Annotated in this window: 13 protein-coding genes; 4 read left to right on the top strand and 9 right to left on the bottom strand. The window is 48.8% G+C overall.

Translation table 11 applies throughout. The annotated features are described in order from the left end of the window. Window positions 1-73 precede the first annotated feature (73 nt). The gene (locus CJA_RS00160) at window positions 74-793 is read left to right on the top strand and encodes a hypothetical protein (protein ID WP_012485717.1); all 720 of its coding nucleotides are present in this window, start codon (window positions 74-76) and stop codon (window positions 791-793) included. A gap of 59 nt (window positions 794-852) precedes the next feature. Here CJA_RS00160 and CJA_RS00155 read toward each other — a convergent pair whose 3' ends face one another. The 8 genes from CJA_RS00155 to leuA all read right to left on the bottom strand — a co-directional run bounded on the left by CJA_RS00155 (window position 853) and on the right by leuA (window position 13,010). Continuing rightward, window positions 853-1,926: an efflux RND transporter periplasmic adaptor subunit gene (locus CJA_RS00155; protein ID WP_012485716.1), complete on the bottom strand. Its 1,074-nt coding sequence runs from the start codon at window positions 1,924-1,926 to the stop codon at window positions 853-855. A gap of 51 nt (window positions 1,927-1,977) precedes the next feature. Then, window positions 1,978-3,243, bottom strand: coding sequence for an ABC transporter permease (locus tag CJA_RS00150; protein WP_041550775.1), 1,266 nt, complete (start codon window positions 3,241-3,243; stop codon window positions 1,978-1,980). 2 nt (window positions 3,244-3,245) lie between these two features. Continuing rightward, window positions 3,246-4,481: an ABC transporter permease gene (locus tag CJA_RS00145; protein WP_012485714.1), complete on the bottom strand. Its 1,236-nt coding sequence runs from the start codon at window positions 4,479-4,481 to the stop codon at window positions 3,246-3,248. 6 nt (window positions 4,482-4,487) lie between these two features. After that, window positions 4,488-5,219, bottom strand: a complete 732-nt coding sequence (locus CJA_RS00140) for an ABC transporter ATP-binding protein (RefSeq protein ID WP_012485713.1) — start codon at window positions 5,217-5,219, stop codon at window positions 4,488-4,490. Window positions 5,220-5,643: 424 nt separating this feature from the next. Beyond that, window positions 5,644-6,912 (bottom strand): ABC transporter permease, encoded by a 1,269-nt coding sequence (locus tag CJA_RS00135; RefSeq protein WP_012485712.1) that lies wholly within the window; start codon window positions 6,910-6,912, stop codon window positions 5,644-5,646. Between the two features lie 11 nt (window positions 6,913-6,923). Next, complete coding sequence (locus CJA_RS00130) at window positions 6,924-8,156, bottom strand: ABC transporter permease (protein WP_012485711.1); 1,233 nt, start codon at window positions 8,154-8,156, stop codon at window positions 6,924-6,926. 449 nt (window positions 8,157-8,605) lie between these two features. After that, entirely contained in the window at window positions 8,606-10,828 is a 2,223-nt protein-coding gene (katG, locus tag CJA_RS00125; RefSeq protein WP_012485709.1) for a catalase/peroxidase HPI, read from the bottom strand. Window positions 10,829-11,342: 514 nt separating this feature from the next. Next, window positions 11,343-13,010: a 2-isopropylmalate synthase gene (gene leuA, locus CJA_RS00120; RefSeq protein WP_041550771.1), complete on the bottom strand. Its 1,668-nt coding sequence runs from the start codon at window positions 13,008-13,010 to the stop codon at window positions 11,343-11,345. A gap of 431 nt (window positions 13,011-13,441) precedes the next feature. On the opposite strand from leuA, the gene CJA_RS00115 reads away from it, so the two are divergent. The 3 genes from CJA_RS00115 (at window position 13,442) to CJA_RS00105 (ending at window position 15,085) form a co-directional block, all read left to right on the top strand. Continuing rightward, window positions 13,442-13,903 (top strand): Lrp/AsnC family transcriptional regulator, encoded by a 462-nt coding sequence (locus CJA_RS00115; RefSeq protein WP_041551826.1) that lies wholly within the window; start codon window positions 13,442-13,444, stop codon window positions 13,901-13,903. Window positions 13,904-13,964: 61 nt separating this feature from the next. Further along, complete coding sequence (locus CJA_RS00110; protein WP_012485706.1) at window positions 13,965-14,336, top strand: MbcA/ParS/Xre antitoxin family protein; 372 nt, start codon at window positions 13,965-13,967, stop codon at window positions 14,334-14,336. Continuing rightward, the gene (locus CJA_RS00105; RefSeq protein WP_012485705.1) at window positions 14,336-15,085 is read left to right on the top strand and encodes an RES family NAD+ phosphorylase; all 750 of its coding nucleotides are present in this window, start codon (window positions 14,336-14,338) and stop codon (window positions 15,083-15,085) included. The genes CJA_RS00110 and CJA_RS00105 overlap by 1 nt, the downstream gene beginning before the upstream one ends. 132 nt (window positions 15,086-15,217) lie before the next feature. On the opposite strand, the gene CJA_RS00100 is transcribed toward CJA_RS00105, so the two are convergent. Next, window positions 15,218-19,810: a LamG-like jellyroll fold domain-containing protein gene (locus tag CJA_RS00100; RefSeq protein WP_012485703.1), complete on the bottom strand. Its 4,593-nt coding sequence runs from the start codon at window positions 19,808-19,810 to the stop codon at window positions 15,218-15,220. Window positions 19,811-20,279: the final 469 nt, after the last annotated feature.

Here is a 20,279-nt window from a genome sequence, read left to right as displayed (position 1 = left end):
CGGGGAATATCAGCCTAGCATCTATGCCACCACTACACCCCGGTGTGGATACTACTGATCACAAGGAGCCTTTATGAAAGCCCTGATAACAACCCTGACCACGCTCTTCATCCTGACCGGTTGCGGCAGCGATGTCATCGTCAACCCGGACCCGAATACCAAAACCCTGGAAATCGATTTCAACCAGGGCATCAACGACTGGAAATCCGGCTTTGCCGATTACCCGGTCGGGCAGGAAACCTTTTACGAACTCAGCGCCAGCCATACCATGCTGCCCAGTGAGTTGGGAACCAATCGTAAGGGTTTTCGCATCAGCGGCAATAACCACAGCGATGATCTGTTTATGTTTATCACCAAGCGGGTTCACGGCCTGGAGCCCAATACCCGTTACGATTTTGAATTTGAACTCAATATTGGCAGCAATGCCAAGAAAGGTTGCCTGGGTGTTGGCGGTGCGCCAGGTGAAGGAGTCACCCTTAAGGCCGGTGCCAGCAAAACCGAACCCAAGGCAGAAAATAATGGCAGCGGCTGGTACCTGATGAATATCGACAAGGGCAACCAAAGTATTGGTGGCAGCGATGCCATAGTGTTAGGGGATTTTGCCAATAGCCGCGACTGTGAAGTCAATAATGATAGCTACCTGAAAAAAACCTTGCGCAATACCAAAGGCAGTTTTTCTGCCTATTCTGCTACCGACGGTTCAGTGTGGATTCTATTTGGCACAGATTCCGGTTTTGAGGCCACCACCACCATTTATTATCTGAGCGCTAAAGTGGTGGCAACTAAACGCTAGTGATTTTTGTGGGCCACAACAGGATAGCTGCTGTGGCCCACACGATTTCAAACCCTGGATTAGCGTCGCTTGATCTTGTCACCCTCTTTCAAGCCTTCCACGATCTCGATGTTGATACCGTCTGACAAGCCGGTTTTCACCGCGCGCTTTTCAAACTTCTGTGGACCTGTTTCGATTTCCACAAAATGTCCCTTCTCTTCCACGCTCAGATTACCTTCATTAATCGCCAGCACATTCTCGCGCTTGTCCAGCACTATATCCGCATTCGCGCTGTAGTTGGCACGTAAAAATAAACGATCATTGAGCGTCACTGCCGCACGGATCTGGAATTTAATAGTTCCCTGATCGGTCACGCCCTTGGGTGAAATATATTCGAGTTTGGCAGTAAAAGGATCGCCTTCCAGGGCGCCCACATCCAACACAAGCTCCATCCCCTCGCGGATTTTGCCCACTTCTGATTCATCCACCATACCTTCAAAAATCATATCGTTCATGTCGGCCAGGGTGGCAATGGTTGTACCCGCGCCAAAGGAGCTGGTTTCTACAATAAACGCACCTTCCTTATAGGGCAGATCCAGCACCATACCGGTCACTGTTGCCGGAATCAGGTTGGACACCTTGTCCGATTTTTTGGTTGCGCCCTGTTTAAGCAAGAGCACATTGTTCTCTGCTGCCGTTACGGCTTCACGCTGCAAATCGTATTGCAACAGGAATTTGTTGTACTCGGATTGTGAAACCAGTTTTTGGGTAAAGAGTTTTTTCTGGCGCTCGAACTCGGTTGTAGCGTTTTGCAAATTGATCCGGGCCTGTTCCAGTTGGGACTCGGCCTGGTTGAGCTGGATCATATTGGGAGCCAGGGTAATCTTGGCAATGATCTCGCCTTTTTTCACTGTCTGGCCAGCGACAACATAAAGTTGCTCAACCACACCGGATACCTGGGATTTAATTTCCACTTCGCGGCGTGGAATCACTTTACCCACCGCCACTGTCTTTTTAATGATGGTACTTTTAAAGGTGGCGTCCGACTCATAGACAACCGGTTTAGCCTGGGATTTGTTGTACAGGAATACAGCCGTGCCGATAAACACAACCGCAATCAAACCCAGGATGGCAAATCCGATAAACTTTTTCATGGTGTCCTTCTTTCTGTAACAGAGGATAGATTATTAGTTAGGGAACAGGGGTTATTCATCTTGCAGGGCGACAATGGGATTAACACTGGCCGCTTTGGCAGCGGGTAGCAGCGACGCCAGCAAACCGGAAACAACCAGCACGACCAACGCACTCAGGGCGGTGGCAAAATCCACTTCCGGCTTGCCAAAAAATCCTGCCTGGCCACCCGCTGCATCCAGCAGCTTGCCGATGCCTTCCAGCAATAAGACGCCAATGACCAACCCCATGTAGCCAGCTACTGTGGTAATAAAAATGGATTCCTGCACAATCATTCCGGTAATTGACGATGGTGTTGCGCCCAGGGCTTTGCGCAAACCAATTTCGCGGGTGCGCTCTTTCACCACAATAAGCATAATATTACCGACACCAATTGCACCGGCCATGATGGTTCCTATAGCCACCAGCCAACTGAATGCCGCAATACCGCCAAATAATCCCTGGATTTTGTCGTACTCGTTTTGCAGGTTAAAACTGCCGAATACGCCATAATCATCGGGCGAGACATGTTTAACCTCGGACAGGTAACGCTTGACATCCTGCTCGGCAATACGCGCATGCAATCCCGGTTTGGGTATCACAATAAAACTGCCAATCCAGCCAACCTGGTTAAAGGCATAGCGCAGGGTATCGTTGGGGATATAGATTTTTTCCTGTTCCTGTTGCTCGTCACCGCTGGCCAGGGATTTGAAAACGCCAATCACCATAAAGCTGATGCCCGAAATCGTAATATCCTTGCCAATGGGATTTTCATCGGCATTGAATAATTGATTCCTTACCGCCGTACCTATGATGGCGACCTTGCGCTTTTCGCGGTCATCTATGTCATTAACACTGCGGCCTTCAACGATTTTCAGCGAATGGATATTGTCCATGCCTGCATGGGTGCCCTGCACATAGAAGGTGCCATTTTTATCCTTGTAGGTTGTATAGGGTGGCGAGCCACTCCAGATACCTACGGAGTTCTGGCCGCGGATGTAACCTACACTCGGCACATTCTGTTCAATCGCCGTGACATCTTCCGGTTTCAGAGTAATTTGCCGCCCCAGTGGCATACCCTTATAAGCAACCTGGGTTGTTCCCTGCACCCAGAGCCACACAATATTAGGCACACGGGGAAACCCATCTTCGATACCGTTTTCCAATCCCTTACCCGCACCGAGCAATACTGTGAGCATAAAAATGCCCCAAAAGACACCAAATGCGGTGAGCGCTGTACGCAATTTATGCTGGCCGAGTGTGGTAAAAATCTCCTGCCATTTCTGAGTATCGATAATCATGATCAATCCGCTCGCATGGCTTCAATCGGCATAATTTTCGCAGCACGCAAGGCTGGCATCAGCCCTGCCAGAGCCCCCACGATCACCAGCAATACCACCGCCGTAAAAGCGACCTGGAAATCAATTTCCGGATTTTTGAAAAAAGGCATCTGTGCCCCGACACTGTTGAGGCCATAGGCAATCAATTCAATTAATCCAACGCCCACTACCAATCCGGCATAACCGGCAATACCGGTCACCATAATCGACTCAAACAGCAGCGTGCTGATAATACTGAAAGGCGTTGCCCCCAAGGCCTTGCGAATGCCAATCTCGCGGGTGCGCTCCTTGACGGTGATAATCATGATATTGCTCACGCCCACAATACCTGCCATCAGGGTCCCCAACCCCACAAACCAGATAAATCCGTTGATGCCGATAAAAAGCCCATTTACCCGCGCCGCCGGCTCTGCCATGTTGAATGAGCGAATTGCGCGGCGATCATCAGGTGACACCTGGTGGCGGCGCTTGAGTAATTCAACCACTTGTTGTTCGAAGGCAAAACTGTCGACCCCGGCTTGCGGACGCAGCCAGATAGAGCCGATAAAATGACCGGAGCCAAATAGTTTCTGGAAGGTGGACGCAGGAATATAGACACGCTCTGAATCGCGACCGCGATTGCCTTTGTCATAAAACACACCGACAACCGTCATGGCCACATCATTAATCCGCACCGTTTTGCCGACCGGGCTAACGCCCGGTCCAAATAAACGCTCGGATACTGTCCGCCCCAGGGTTACTACCTTGCGGATTTGCTGTTCATCCAGCTGGTTGGTTTTTCGACCCTGTTCGAAAGGAATCGATTCTTTTACGTTGAAGTAATCGTCCGGTACACCGTATACAGGAAAGTTACCGCTTTTGGTGTCATAGACAACCGAAATACCACCGCGCATACTTTCCGGTGAAATGACCCTGATGCCCTTGATTTGCCGCTGCAACGCCTCGACATCATCCAGGGTTAAACTAATCTGGCGACCCAGCCCTCGCCCCTGATAAGCCACGGATGTGGTACCGGACCACACCGCCACAAAATCCAGCACATCCGAACCAAAATCGGCATAGATACCGTTTTGCATTCCGCGTCCGGCGCCCAGCAGCAACACCAGCATAAAAATACCCCAGAAAACGCCGAAGGCCGTCAAGGCGGTGCGCAGTTTATTCTGGCGCAGGGTATAAAGGATTTCCTGTAAGCTATCCATAGCGTTTTATCCGAGGATCTCTTCTTCGCGATCATTGTTATCCAGCGATTCAGCATGGCTGCCGTGGATCTCTTTTGCCGGCACAATCAAACCATCTTTTAAGACAATCTGGCGCTGGGTTTGATCGGCGATGTCCTGTTCGTGGGTCACTATCACAATGGTATTACCCAGCGAGTGTACTTCTTTCATGAGCGCCATGATTTCCTGGGTAGTCTGGCTATCCAGGGCACCTGTGGGCTCGTCGGCAAGAATGACCTTGGGTTGTGTCACCAGGGCGCGGGCAATGGCAACCCGCTGCTTTTGTCCACCGGACAGTTCATTAGGCATATGAGTGGCGCGATGGGATAAACCGACCATGTCCAGATATTTTTCGGCACGGTAGTTGCGCTCTTTGCGTCCCACACCCTGGTAATACAAAGGCAGGGCGACATTTTCAGTTGCATTTTTAAAAGGCAATAAATTAAACGACTGGAACACAAAACCCAAAAGCTGATTGCGCAACTGCGCTGCTTTTTTTTCCTTGAGGTTTTTGATTTCCACTCCGTTGAGGAAATAATCACCCTGGTCATGGGTGTCGAGGATACCGAGGATATTCAGCAGGGTAGATTTACCCGAGCCGGAAGAGCCCATAATAGACACCAACTCCCCTTGGCGAATATGGAGGTCTATTCCCTTAAGCACATGCAGTGGCTGTTCACCGGAGTGATAGTACTTGTGGATATTGTGCAATTTGATCATGCGCGAATTCCTTGTGGTGGCCTATTGTTATACTGCACACCAGCTTAAAAGGTTTTAGACATTCTGTTGGCTTTTTTACTCTGGTTTACAGAGTAATGACATTTATCATTCCAACCCGTCCGATTTATCCACTTTGACACCCCTGGGGGAGAAACGGATTCACCACTATAAACCCAGGTCACTTTCTGGTCGACAAGTACCCCCATCCCTGGCCAGGAGAAAGGGGCCAAATCCAAGGGCAAGTGAACACCTGGCCAAACAACTACACCCTTGTCGAACTACACCAGATGCTCAGGTTGGGGAGTGAAAACCGGGCGAGTTCACCAGCTTTGATGCAGGGAAGTCGCCCCTGGATTCAGGGTTCACAGTTTTTTACACAGTTATTATTGTGAGCCTGAAGGATGTGGGCCCGGTGGAAAAGACCTCATTCATCCTGCAAAGCAACTATGGGGTTAACGCTGGCGGCTTTGGCAGCGGGCAAGAGTGAAGCCAGCAGGCCGGAGATCACCAACACCGCCAGTGCACTCAAGGCGGTGGCAAAATCGATGTCGGAATAACCAAACATGCCTATCCGTCCACCCGCTCCGGCAATCACATGATTCACCGCTTCAAGGATGAGAACACCAGCAACCAACCCCAAATAACCGGCAAAAGCCGTTATCAGTACCGATTCCTGTACAATCATCGCCACGATAGAAAACGGCGTAGCACCCAGCGCCTTGCGCAAACCAATTTCGCGCGTGCGCTCTTTGACGGCGATCAGCATGATATTACCCACACCTATCGCACCCGCCATAATCGTGCCAATAGCAACGATCCAACTGAATACCTGGATTCCGTAAAACAGGCCGTAAACTTTTTCAAATTCGGTTTGCAGGTTAAAACTGCCCAAAATTCCCTTGTCATCCGGGCTGATTCTTTTGCGCTGATATAAAAAATCCCGGATTTCATTTTCAACTACCACTGCATGTACACCCTGTTTGGGTATCACACCAAAACTGCTGATCCAACCTTTTTGATTAAACGCCTGGCGCAGGGTATCGTTGGGGATATATACAATTTCTTCCTGGGTGACATTCACATTTTCGGTAGAGCTGGATTTGTAAACACCCACCACCTGAAAGCTGATACCGGCAATGGTAATGGTTTCGCCAATAGGACTTTGGCCAGGCTCAAATAATAATTCCTTGATACGCTGCCCGATAACCGCCACCTTGCGCCGCCGCTTTTCATCAATGAGGTTGATATAGCGACCTTGCGTTACTTTTTGCATGTGCATGTTTTCCATACCGGCGTGGGTTCCCTTAACAGCAAAGGCACCGTTCTGATCCTTGTAGATAGTGTATACCGGTACCCCATTCCAAACACCCACGCTGTTTTCCGGATAAATCTTATCAACGTTGGGAATATTGTCGCGAATCGCCTGGATATCATCGGAGTCCAGGGAAATCTGGCGGCCAACCGGCATACCACGGTAAGCAACCTGGGTTTTACCCTGTGGCCACATCCACACCGAATTGGGAATCATGCGGAAGCTGGAGGTAACCCCCTCTTCCAGGCTTTTTCCCGCACCCAATAATACCGTCAACATAAAAATACCCCAGAAGACACCAAAGGCTGTCAATGCAGTACGCAGTTTGTGCCGCCCCAGGGTCGAGAATATTTCCTGCCATTTTTGCGTATCAATTAACATAGCACGCTCCCTTAATTGGCACGCATGGCTTCAATCGGCATAATTTTGGCAGCCTTGAGTGCCGGAAATAATCCAGCCAGGGCACCAACACCGACTAACAGCATGATCGCCGTGATTGCCATCTGGAAATCAATTTCCGGGCTTTTAAAAAAGGGAAGCTCTGCACCTGCCGAGCGCAACCCAAGCGCCACCAGTTCCAGCAGGGCAACGCCCATCACCAATCCCAAATAGCCTGCCAGCATGGTTACCAAAATAGACTCCAGCAGCAGTGTTCCCACAATATTAAAAGGTGTTGCTCCCAGCGCCTTGCGAATACCAATTTCGCGCGAGCGCTCCTTGACGGTAATAATCATAATATTGCTCACGCCCACAATTCCGGCAGTCAAGGTCCCCAATCCCACAAACCAAATAAATCCATTAATCGCCCAAAATAATCCCGCCACTGCTTTTGCCGGCTCCGCCATATTGAAGGCATTAATAGCGCGGCGATCTTCCGGCGCAATCTGGTGCCGTTGCTTGAGCAACTCCACCACGCGTTTTTCCAATTCAAATCCATCGGTCACTGCATTGGGGCGCAACCAGATTTCACCTATCTGGTTACCGCCACCAAAGACTTTTTGATACGTGGAAATAGGAATATAAACGCGATTGGATGCGCGACCGTTATTGTCTTTATCGGTAAACACACCAACGACCGTCAGAACCACCCCTTTTACCTGAATGGTTTTACCAATGGGCCTATCGTCATTAAACAAACGTTCGGCAACGGTATTGCCAATCAAGGCAATTTTCCGAATTTCTTTTTCATCAAGGCTCGACATAACCCGGCCATGGTTAAAGTCAATCGCGGTCTTGATCATAAAAAATTCATCCGCAACACCCATAAGCTCAAACTCGCCGGTTTTCCTGTCATGGATGACCTGGACTGATCCCATATTGACCGCTGGTGACATGGAGCGAATACCGGGAATCTGGTGCTGGATAGCCGCAACATCGTCTTCCCGGAGCTGGATACCCCGGCCTACACCTAATCCCTGGTAAGCCACCGCCGTTGTCCCTGGGTAGACCATAATAAAGTCCATGACATTATTACCGAATCCGGCCATCACACCATTTTGAAAACCCCGCCCAGCCCCCAATAAAAGCACCAACATCAAAATGCCCCAAAAAACACCAAAGGCGGTGAGTATTGTGCGCAACTTATTGCAGCGCAGCGTGTAGAGAATTTCCTGCAAGCTATCCATAGTGAATTAACCTCTATTCCTTGTTTCCGGATAAGTAAATGGGTGCATCCGGTGGGGAATATCGAGCGGTGTTTCTACCAGGTAGTGGTTGATACTGGCGTAGGGTGATTTGATCATGTCAGGGGTTTCCTTGCTGTGCTTATAGTTATCTGGACACCGACACAAAGTGTTGGGTGACGATATTGGCCTTATGGGTCAGTCCCAAAACAAACGCCTTGGGCCTGCCGGGGTTTGGATGCTACCAGGATGTCGATTGGATTCAGTATTTCGATATTTTTATCAGTATCCAATAATCGGAGGGCAAAACCTATGTGGCGGCGAGATAAGCCGGGATGCGATGTACCTACACACACCCCAGTCAAGCAAAAACGGCGCTTACCCACTCCTGCCGCCGGATATTCGGGGGAAAAAGCAAGCAAGCGCCATCAGTAAAGAACGCTTCAACAATATTACCAATCAAAACGATCAAGCATCATGACCTTGTGCCAGGCCTTGACGAAATCATTGACAAATTTCTCCTGCCCGTCATTGGCTGCATAAACTTCCGCCACCGCACGCAACTCGGAGTGGGAACCAAAGATCAAGTCGACTGGGGTTGCCGTCCATTTCAGTTTGCCGGTCTTGCGATCCAGCCCCTCATACAACCCCCCGGTTTTAGCCGACTTGCGCCACTGGGTGGACATATCCAGCAGATTGATAAAGAAGTCATTGCTGAGGGTACCAGGCTTATCGGTAAAAATACCGTTTTTGGCAGCATCGCTATTAGCACCCAACACACGCAAACCACCCACCAATACCGTCATTTCAGGAACCGTCAGTGTAAGCAGGTTGGCGCGCTCGACCAGCATGTCAGTTGGCGGCAACGTGTTGTCTTTTGCATAGTAATTGCGGAATCCATCCGCCGTTGGCTCCAACACGGCAAAGGAGGTCACATCCGTTTGGGCCTGGCTGGCATCGGTACGACCTGGTATAAAAGGCACTTCAACCGCATATCCGGCCTTCTTCGCGGCCTGCTCTACCGCTGCAACACCACCCAACACAATCACATCCGCCAGCGATACTTTTTTGCCACCGGTTGATGCCTTATTAAAATCGCCCTGAACCTTTTCCAAACGCGTTAACGCGCGGTTAAGCTCCCTGGGATTGTTCACTGCCCAGGTGTTTTGCGGCGCAAGGCGAATACGCGCACCATTGGCACCGCCGCGCAAATCCGTACCGCGAAAACTGGCTGCTGCCGCCCATGCCGTCCTAACCAACTCAGCGCTACTTAACCCCGAGGACAGCAGGCTGGATTTCAGTTTGGTAATATCAGCTGCATCAATCAGCGGGTGATCGACCTCCGGCACCGGATCTTGCCACAGTAAAATTTCACCAGGGACTTCATTGCCCAGATAACGCACACGCGGGCCCATATCGCGGTGTGTTAACTTGAACCAGGCTTTGGCAAACGCCAATTCAAATTCCTTGGGATTTTCCTTAAAGCGCAGTGAAATCTTGCGATATTCCGGATCTTCTTTTAAAGCCAGATCCGTAGTAAACATGATCGGGGCGTGGCGCTTGGTTTTATCGTGTGCATCAGGCACCAGGTTCGCCGCCTGACCATCTTTGGGAATCCACTGGACAGCACCGGCCGGACTGCGAACTTGCACCCACTCAAACGCAAACAGGTTATCGAGGTATTGTGTTGTCCAGGCGATAGGGTTTACCGACCATGCGCCCTCCAGGCCGCTGGTGATAGTGTCTTCTGCATTACCCTTACCGCATTTATTGGTCCAGCCCAGGCCCTGCTCTTCAATACCCGCCGCTGCTGGCTCTTTACCCAAACAGGTTTCCGGCTTATGTGCGCCATGGGCTTTACCAAAGGTATGTCCACCCGCAATCAACGCTACCGTTTCTTCATCGTTCATTGCCATACGGCCAAAAGTATCGCGAATATCTTTGGCCGCCAGCAATGGATCGGGCACACCATTAGGGCCTTCGGGATTCACATAGATCAGTCCCATTTGCACGGCGGCAAGTGGTTTTTCCAATGTGCGATCACCGCTATAGCGTTTGTCGTCCAGCCATTTTTTCTCGGGGCCCCAATACACCGTATCTGCTTCCCAATCATCCTGGCGACCACCGGCAAAACCAAAGGTTTTAAACCCCATGGACTCCAGTGCCACATTACCGGTCAGCACCATCAAATCCGCCCAGGAAATGCTGCTGCCGTATTTTTGTTTGATCGGCCACAGCAAACGGCGCGCCCTATCCAGGTTCACGTTATCCGGCCAACTGTTCAGCGGTTCAAAGCGCTGCTGGCCACCACCGGCTCCACCGCGGCCATCATAAATGCGGTAAGTCCCTGCACTATGCCAGGCCATGCGAATAAAAAACGGACCATAGTGGCCATAATCCGCCGGCCACCAATCCTGCGATTGGGTCATCAAGGCTTTGATATCTGCCTTCACCGCATTCAAGTCCAGTTTTTTAAATGCTTGCGCATAATTAAATGTGCTGCCCATAGGATTGGACTCCACCCCATGCTGGCGCAACGGGCTGAGGTTCAGCTGCTCAGGCCACCAAAATTTATTGCTATTCGCTGCATCCTGCGCCAGAGCGGCGCCAGAGTAGATAGCGCATGATATTGTCAGCGCCAATATAGATATCCGTGGTTTCGTTTTTTTAAACATAACAGTCACCTCTACTTGGTTCATGGGGGGAAATAAACCGCAAGTTCACTTTGCCGGTCTGGGAAAATGCCAATGGTTATCGCTATGGTCTATGGCGTTTAAATACGCACAAAAAAAGAAAATCTGCTTTTTATGCAGTGCTTTTCAAACGGCGTAATAAAGATGGAATAAATAATGAAACACTAATTATTGTTATAACTATCAAGCCAGCTGGGGCTTAATGGATTATAGGAAGCAAATACACGATGGGATTTTGTTTATGACTATGGGGTAATTAAGAAATAACAATTAACCTTTTATGTTTTGGTTAATTATTCTGTGGGAATTTTTACTGCACTTTAAATTGGCGCCACAAATTGCATTTTTGCATTAATCGCTTATTAAAAATACCCTACGTGCCAAATACACCTCATAACCATTGATGTCCTATTCACTATTCAGGCAATACCCTATAAAAAAAGCGCAACCCCTTAAATAGGGCTGCGCTTTTTAAACCAGCAATTTTTTCAGTAAATTAACTCACCGCCCCGCTGCGATTCACACCATTAATCAGTGCTTTTACCGCCGACGTAATAATGTTGCGATCCTGTCCCACACCGTAAACTGGTTTGCCGTTTTTCACTTTGATTTCCACATAAGTGACTGCCACCACATCGGAGCCCTCACCAACGGAGTGCTCGTGATAGTCAATGACGTTAACCTCCGTATCAATAAACTGGCTGATCGCATGGGCGGCGGCGTCGATGGGGCCGTTGCCACTGCCACTGATTTCCACCGTTTTATTTTGGTGTTGCGCATGGATAACAATATCCACCTGATGGGTATCGTCCTGCTCGGTGAACTTGCTGGATTGGTAAGTGATAGGTGAATTCACCGCAAAATATTCTTCATTAAAAATTCGCGCAATATCGCTGGCTTTTACTTCCTTACCGGTGCTGTCACTGACCTTTTGTACTACCGAGCTGAATTCAATCTGCAAGCGACGCGGCAACTGCAAACCGGCTTCCTGTTGCAACAGGAAGCTCACGCCGCCTTTACCGGATTGTGCATTCACACGCACTACCGCATCGTAACTGCGATTTAAATCGGCCGGATCAATCGGCAAATAGGGGACTTCCCACAGGGTATCTTTTTTCTGCACCGCAAAACCTTTCTTGATGGCATCCTGGTGCGAACCGGAAAAGGCGGTGAACACCAATTCACCCGCATAGGGATGGCGCGGATGAACCGGCAACTGGGTGCACTCTTCGTGCAACTTGCGCACTTTATCGATATCGGAAAAATCCAAACCGGGATGCACCCCTTGCGAATACAAATTCAACGCGAGGGTGACCAAATCCACGTTACCGGTACGCTCACCGTTACCGAATAAACAACCTTCGACACGATCGGCACCCGCCATCACCGCCAACTCTGCCGCTGCCACTGCCGTACCGCGATCGTTGTGCGGATGCACACTGATCACAATGGAATCGCGACGGTGGATATTGCGGTGAATCCACTCGATCTGGTCGGCATAGGTATTAGGTGTATTCATTTCCACCGTAGCCGGTAAATTCAGAATAATTTTTTTCTGTGGCGATGGATTCCAGATCTCTACCACCGCGTCGCAGACTTCTTTGACAAATTCAATTTCGGTGGACGAAAACACTTCCGGGGAATACTGGAAAGTCCAATCCACTTCCGGTGCCTGCGCCGTTAATTCCTTACACCATTGGGTCCCTTGCAAGGCAATTTTTTTCACACCCTCTTTATCGGTGTTATACACGATTTTACGGAATGCTGGCGCCAGCGGGTTATACATGTGCAAAATTGCACGCCTGGCACCGCGCAAACTCTGTACAGTCTTTTCAATCAAGTCGTAGCGCGCTTGCACTAATACTTCAATGGTGACGTCATCGGGAATTAAATTTTCCTCGATCAACATACGGGTAAAGTTGTAATCAATTTCACTCGCCGAGGGGAAACCGATTTCGATTTCCTTAAAACCAATCGCGACCAATTCTTTGAACATGCGCAATTTAGTTTGTACCGACATGGGATCAATCAGCGCCTGGTTACCATCGCGCAGGTCTGTGCTCATCCAAATGGGCGGTTTTTCAATGTGGTGGTTCGGCCATTGGCGGTCGGGTAAGGAAACGCCGACAAAACGCTGGTACTTGGTGGATGGGTTGGCAAGCATGATCGACTCCGAAGTTTTTGCCTGGCTAAGGTTGCTGTTCTGGCAACGCGGTTTAGAACGTCGCTCTAATATATAAGTCCGGTTGTTTGGAGTCCTCTGAAAACGCCTGCCAGGCAAGCATTCCAGAGGCCCCGAGCTGTGTAGTTCTTGTGTACTGCTGTAGTGGGTCTTGCGGTTTTGGCTGATTCGGCTGGTCTGGACACTGGCCTCAGGGTAAGAGGCCAGGATTTCCAGTGGTGCTGTCACACCGGCGGAAACCCCAAAAACCCGCGCGGGTAGCGCCGGGGCTTTTATCAGCATGTTGGTCAGTATAGGGGAATGCCTATGGCAGATGATTGCCAAGATTGTTTTCAAACGATCATTTAAACAATAATATTGCCTATTATTGTTTTTTATTGGCAATTTATGCTCATTACCTTGGATTTACCGCTATGGAACTCGATCGCTATGACCGTTTGATCCTGGAGGCCCTGCAGCGCAATGGCCGCATCTCTAACCAGGAATTGGCCGACAGTATCAGTCTCTCCCCCTCTCCCTGCCTGCGCCGGGTGCGGGCACTGGAAGAGTCCGGGCTGATCGACGGTTATGTCGCCCTGCTCAATGCGCGCAAGCTGGGGCTCACCCTGGTGTCCTTTATCCAGATCAGCATGGATAAACACACCCCCGACCGCTTTGACGCCTTCGAAAACACCGTCGCCGCCTACCCGGAAGTGCTGGAATGCCACCTGATTACCGGCCAATCCGCCGATTATCTGTTGAAAGTCATCGTGAAAGATATGGATGCCTATCAACAGTTCCTGCTGCAGAAGCTCACCCGTATAGAAGGTGTCAGCGGTGTGCATTCATCGTTTGTACTCAAATCACCGGTAGATAAGACAGCCTTACCTGTTTAGAACTTGTTTATTTCGCACAAACCACTTATTGTATGTGCATATTGAACATTTTGGAGGTGTTATGTCTGCACTTACCCAAGCAACGCCCGAACCAGCGACTGTACTTGCCAAAGCCGTGTTAAACGCAGCCGACCAGCTCGGGTTAAAACAAGCCGAACTGGGTGCAGTATTGGGGATGCACCGCACGGCCATCAGTCGACTCAAGCAAAACCTCAACCTGGACCCCGGCTCCAAGCAGGGCGAACTGGCGCTGCTGCTGATTCGCATTGCCCGCGCGCTTTTTGCCCTTACCGGCGGCGATAAAGACTGGATCAGACACTTTATGCACAACCCCAACCAGGTCACCGGCGGCATTCCCGCACGCCAGATAGAAACGATTCAGGGGTTGATCCAGGTGCTGCAATTCGTGGATGCACTGCGAGGCAAGGTGTAATGATTTGGCAAGACTGCCAGGGAGCGCAGCACATCCAGACTATCGCCGGCACCGCCTGGCGCCTGGTGGAAAGCCAGGAGCAAATCGCCACCCTGGGTTATGTGGATAACCTGGAAGAACAAGCCCTGCTGGAAGAATTACTCGACGGGGTAAAACCGCCCTACCCGGCCCAGTGCGATAGTTATCACTACCTGCTCAAAACCCCTTTTCGCTATCCGCCCCTGCAATGGGGCTCGCGTTTCGGGCGCGTCCATGAGCCGGGTATTTTCTACGCCGGCTGCAACACACAAGCAACGCTGGCTGAATCGGCCTATTACCGTTTCGTATTTTGGTATTCCATAAACGCAGCACCGGTGAAGCCCAGCATCACCAGTGCACACAGTTTATTTTGTGTGGATTACGCGAGTGCGCGCGGCATTCGACTGCAAACCCTGCCGTTCGATCAATACCAGCCACAACTCACCCACCCGCAGGATTATTCCGCCACCCAACAATTGGGTAGTGATATGCGCACATCGGGGGTAGACGCATTTGAATACACATCCGCACGCGATCCCGAGCGCAACAGGTGTATTGGGTTGTTCACACCAAGGGCACTGGCACAAAAGAAACCCAGGGAAATAACCCAATGGTTATGCGAGTTAAGTGCCAATGATGTTTCTTTCAAGCAACTGGGCAGCAAGGACATTATCCGCTTTCCCCTGGCTGATTTTTTGATAGATGGCCAACTGCCTACACCTGCTGCCTGAACAATCAGGGCGTATTGACACGCATATTACTGCCCGACTTGATCACATCCAATTTGCGATTCTGGTTATTCACTTGTATCAAATAAGCACCGGTATTGAATACCGGATAGGGGTTGCCATTAATTATGACTATTATTCAACAATCCTCATGTAATCCAGGTTGGGACCACCAACGGTCAATTTTGCGGTTGCCCGAATACGATTAACCCCTTGTGCCAAATTGACATTGGCTGAAACCGTAGTCCAATTAGTCCAGCTATTGGTGTTAGGAAATGCCAAATTAGGGCTCACAACCTGACCATTCACACTAATATCCATATTCCTGTTTGAAATGCTGTAATTGGCATACACAAATTCTAATGTCACCGGGCCTGCATGAGTTCTTTCAACAACCCACTCTATATAGCCACCTGCCACAAAATCGTAATCCACAAAACCAATAGAACTATAACCGCTATGCTCGGTAACAACTGCTCCAAGATATAAACTTGCCGCCTCAGCCTGGTAGATCCCCTGATTGACAAAGTTGTCGTAAGCGCCTGTTATAGAAGGTTGATCACCGGATTCATCCATGTACAAATCTGCAACCTCGGTTGCGGTTAAACTCCTGTCAAAAATTTGTATATCATCTAAAGCGCCACCGATAAATCTGGACGTAGAATCTATTTGATTGGGTGTATTGCTGGAAAAACGATTATTAGTTGCAAGACCTGCAAAGGTATTTACCAAACCGGTAAATTTCTCATCCGCGGGAGCAGAAACCGCATCCAGCTTTCCATCAACATATATCTTAACAATGCCATTATCACTACCGGGAGTTTTTCGACGGGTAATAACGACATGGTGCCAGTTATTATCCGCAACCCGCGTCAAACCCAACATTCTGATCTCACCAACAGCCAAACCGAACTGTCCCTGAAGACCTAATGAGCCCCACTTAATATGGTCGCCAGTATCACTGTTATGGCTGCCAATAATGGCGGGAGAGATTTCCGGATATAAACCACCAGCTTGAGAAGTTTTTATCCAGAAACTCAAACTTGCATCATTCAGTAATGGCTGGCTGGACGTTTTTGGAATCTCAACATAAGCACCACGGCCATCAAAATTCAATGCAGTTTCTGCAGCAGGATGCCGCCCGGCAACCCAGCTTGCAGGTGTTGCAGCGGAATTATGGATATAGGTTAATTTTATGGGTGCTACAAATTCACCTACTGATGACTGTGTAACATTGCCTGTTCCTTCATCAAATAACCATTGGCTAAACGGTAAAAGTCCTTGTGGTGGTTCCGGTACTGTCAGGGTGCAACAATGCGGCACACTGATTGAATGATCTTCATCACTAATAATGGCCACAAGCGTATAACTCCCCGGGGGTAGGACACCGGGCATGAGAATAAAGGTATCACCGGCTCCATCCAGGTTTTCCGATATATTACTGGCAATCGTGATACTGCTATTATCAGGTTTTTTTGCCACCAGGGTGATTTGAGCATCACTGTCCGGGTCATCGTCAACCCACTGTATCAATACTCCATTTGCATCCATGGAGACATTTCCAGCAGGCGCTACAAAACTAAATTGGGGCGGCTGGTTAACAGAGGGAATATTAACAGTAAAAACACCGGTTGAACTCCACTCACTTTCCTGCCCGTCCTCATCAAAAGCTTTTACTCGCCAATAATAAGTCGATTGATTCGCAAGCAGATCATCTAACTGCCACCAGGGTGTTAACGATTGGTTGCTATAGACACTGTGTGTTAAAGCGCTGTCTGAATATACTTCAACAACATACGTCAAAATACTACCTTCAGGGTCAACCGCCGGGTTGGCCTCCAGGAATACACTCAAGCTTTGTATAACCGCACCGTCAACGGGATTTTGCAATACCGGGATGGAGGGTGCCTGGTTTTGTACGCTCACCGTAAAATCGCTTACCACCCAGGCAGAATCTGCTTCACCATCACTGGCCTTTACTCGCCAAAAGTATTGCACTTGATTGACCAGATTACTCGCTGTCCATTCAGTGTGTGTTTCGCCAGCCGTTATAGCAGCTGATGACTGCTTGTCACTGCTATCAAAGGTATTTACGGTATCAAGTTCAAAATAATATTTAACCGGCTTACGCTCAGGGTCTATTGAATTTATAACACGCAGTGACAGGCTATTATTTTCTTGCAAAGCTGTTACTGTTGATGCCGGTAAAGGTGAATCAACCTGCGGATTCGTCGGTGGATGGTTCTGGGTATTAACAACAAAGCTGCCCCAGTCCGACTTCACGACCACATTGTGCTCATCTGTCACACTGGCCTGCCAGAGATAGCGTTTATCCTCTTCCAATAGCGTGGCAACAAACCAGCTTGTTTGTCCGTTATTACCCGGCAATAAACCACTGACTGTTGCAACGGGTGTTTCCAGATCCGATTCTTCGTAAAGCTCGAAGCCATAACGCAACTCATCGCGATCTATATCGGTACTATTGGTCACAACCAATGTCGGACTTAATACCGCGATACTTGCCTCAATGGCAGGTGAACTGATTTGAGGCTGGGTTGGCGCATCATTTTCTGTATTGATAAAGAAACGGCTTTTAATCCAGGTACTGGAAACACTTGCCGAACCGTTTTGTACACTTCTGGCACGCCAGTAATAAAGCCGGTTATCTTCAAACTCCATACCCTCATCCAAATCGACCGGTGCGATTTCCCAGTGCGTTTTGTCCCCCTGCACAGAACCGGTTCCCTCATCCAACCTGGCCATACCCATCAATTCTGTTAACGCCTCGTCTTTATATACTTCAAATACAATGGCAACCGATTCTATACCTGCTGGATGGTTGCCGTTTTTAACAATCAATTCCGGCATCAGGGGAGGCAATGCTCCATCAAGGGTATCGGCGTTATAAGCAGGAGCGTCTATCTCAGGTGCCGCAGGTGCCGCTTCAAATAAATTGGGATTCGTCCCCTGTTCAAATTCTTCCAGGTCGGTACGGCCATCACCATCGGTATCCTGGGTGCCATCCTTATCCAAATTACCAAAATGCTCGCGCTCCCAATCGTCATCCATACCATCACCATCGGTATCATGGGCGGGATTAACCTTGATATTGACTAAGCGCTCTACGCTAAATTCACCATCTGTTGCGGTAAAAATAACGGAATATTGACCGGCTTGACCTGGCAACGGAGACCAATTGAACACACCGTCGTTAATAGCACTGGATGTGAATAAGGCACCTGCTGGCAGTGGCGAATAACTTAACGTTGGCAAGGTGTTATTGGGATCGGTTGCACGCACAATAAAACCGAGGTTGCCGCCCTCATAAGTTACCTGGTCCGGGACATACTGAATGACTGGGGGTTGAGGCGTATCAACCAGATTACCGCCCCAATAGACGGTGTATTTCCCCGATGCGTTGTTGTCAAATACATTTACAAAATAGTTAAAATTAATATTGTCGCTGGCACGCTTTTTGGAAAGCCAGGCATTTTGTGGATGAATAATAGAACCATCTTCGCGTACCACCCTGGCAAGTACTTTGGCACCATTAAACGGATCAACGGCCGTTACATAGGCCAATCCACCTACAGGTTCAAATTCAATCCTGCTGCGTGAATTATCAATTGGACTCAAGGAAGCGGATGTAATTTCGGTAACACCCTTACAATTTGCGCAGTCAACCTCATTAGCGCCCGTTGGCTCTGACTCAAATACACGCAAATTGCGTGTTGCGTTATAGGCCAGGAAATCACGCAAGTTATCGCGCCCCGGCAAATCCACGATCACATCACGCACCAGGAAATTGGCATTGGTCGCCTGCAAGAGTGAGGTTAACTCACCACCTAATTCATCGGCATGGGTAAAGCTGGCATTGAATGCAATAAACTTGCCCGCCAGATTGGACTCCATAATCCAGCGTCCCGTAGTAATACCCTTGGGCTCAATATTACCGAAGTTGATTAACAGCGAGGGGCTTGATGGTTGGTCTTTCAGGTAACTGCCAAGGATTTTAAAATTCACTGCCAGGCCCAGTTTATTTTCAACAATACGCGGCTGGGCAGATTCAATTTTTACGCTTTTTGCTGCACCAAAGCCATTGTTATTAATACGTACACCCAGGGTGTAAGGCTCCGGAGGCTCTATTTCCGGGGTAAAGCCATTATCGCCAACCACTTCTTCTGTCAGAAAATAATCCAACGTCAACGCTGGCTGAGGTTTGACAACAATAGAGTCTTCCGCCACATTAACAACCTCCTCCTTGCCGCCATAGGAATAACGCAGCTCAGCGCCGACAAAATACAATTTACCGTCTTTGGTTTGGCCCGCCGCATTAGCAGTGGGAATAATTAACCAGCGCATCTCCCCGACTTTCTGAGGGGCGATACTACCGCTGTGGACATAGCCATCCGCTCCCTGCTGCAAGCCGGTCACATCCTGTGTATCATCGACCCGAATAAAAAATGCCGCACCACTCGCCGAGGTATTGGATGTAGCGACTACCGGATTACCATCAGAATCACTAAATATGACCTTTACACTCACATTTTCCAGCGAAAATGTATCCAGGCTATTGGTAATCCGCATCATCGCCTCAAAACCCTGCCGCTCCATGGTGAGCTCCTGCAAGATTTCGATTTTGACTTCAGCACAAAGAGCCTCTTCTGCCTGGGATGCGATAGATACTATTCCTAAAAATATCCCAACAAAAATTCCTAAAATACGCATATTATTCTGTCCACTCCCCCATTAATGAGACATTTCTAAACTAGAGTTCTCCAGTTTTGTTCGGCAAACCGTTGGCGTTGTAGGAAAAACTTGCACCCTGTTCGCCTTACCGTAATTGAAAATGCCCTCGCATCTTTCAATCTTTTTGATGTTTAAACAATTCACTACGACACCTTTCCCTCGTTATTTCTTCAGCATGCAAGATAACAGTATTGCCGCTCCAGGCATTGAATAAACAATAAAATTGTCAAAAGCAGAAAAAGATCCACTCAACTTTATTTGCCAAACCACAATAAAAGTAGAAAAAACAACATAAAATAAAATTTTATAAAAAGTATAGTAGGGGCTGATTTTCAAAAAATAAGAACTAGTAAAATAAACAAAAAACAAGGAAAAATTATGAAAAAAATCCATAAAAATTTCACCGAAAAAATTATTCTTTATATAAAACCAATTTCCAAAAACAGAA

Origin of the sequence: Cellvibrio japonicus Ueda107 (genome assembly GCF_000019225.1) — a bacterium.
GTDB classification, from domain to species: Bacteria; Pseudomonadota; Gammaproteobacteria; order Pseudomonadales; family Cellvibrionaceae; genus Cellvibrio; species Cellvibrio japonicus.
Note: the sequence above shows the minus strand (reverse complement) of the source record. Positions and strands in the feature narration are given on the sequence as shown.

Coding starts and splice junctions, on each gene's coding strand:
- CJA_RS00135 (WP_012485712.1), bottom strand. CDS start 6,912: ATGTTAATTGATACGCAAAAATGGCAGGAAATATTCTCGACCCTGGGG.
- CJA_RS00160 (WP_012485717.1), top strand. CDS start 74: ATGAAAGCCCTGATAACAACCCTGACCACGCTCTTCATCCTGACCGGT.
- CJA_RS00155 (WP_012485716.1), bottom strand. CDS start 1,926: ATGAAAAAGTTTATCGGATTTGCCATCCTGGGTTTGATTGCGGTTGTG.
- CJA_RS00150 (WP_041550775.1), bottom strand. CDS start 3,243: ATGATTATCGATACTCAGAAATGGCAGGAGATTTTTACCACACTCGGC.
- CJA_RS00130 (WP_012485711.1), bottom strand. CDS start 8,156: ATGGATAGCTTGCAGGAAATTCTCTACACGCTGCGCTGCAATAAGTTG.
- CJA_RS00100 (WP_012485703.1), bottom strand. CDS start 19,810: ATGCGTATTTTAGGAATTTTTGTTGGGATATTTTTAGGAATAGTATCT.
- CJA_RS00140 (WP_012485713.1), bottom strand. CDS start 5,219: ATGATCAAATTGCACAATATCCACAAGTACTATCACTCCGGTGAACAG.
- katG (WP_012485709.1), bottom strand. CDS start 10,828: ATGTTTAAAAAAACGAAACCACGGATATCTATATTGGCGCTGACAATA.
- CJA_RS00115 (WP_041551826.1), top strand. CDS start 13,442: ATGGAACTCGATCGCTATGACCGTTTGATCCTGGAGGCCCTGCAGCGC.
- leuA (WP_041550771.1), bottom strand. CDS start 13,010: ATGCTTGCCAACCCATCCACCAAGTACCAGCGTTTTGTCGGCGTTTCC.
- CJA_RS00145 (WP_012485714.1), bottom strand. CDS start 4,481: ATGGATAGCTTACAGGAAATCCTTTATACCCTGCGCCAGAATAAACTG.
- CJA_RS00110 (WP_012485706.1), top strand. CDS start 13,965: ATGTCTGCACTTACCCAAGCAACGCCCGAACCAGCGACTGTACTTGCC.
- CJA_RS00105 (WP_012485705.1), top strand. CDS start 14,336: ATGATTTGGCAAGACTGCCAGGGAGCGCAGCACATCCAGACTATCGCC.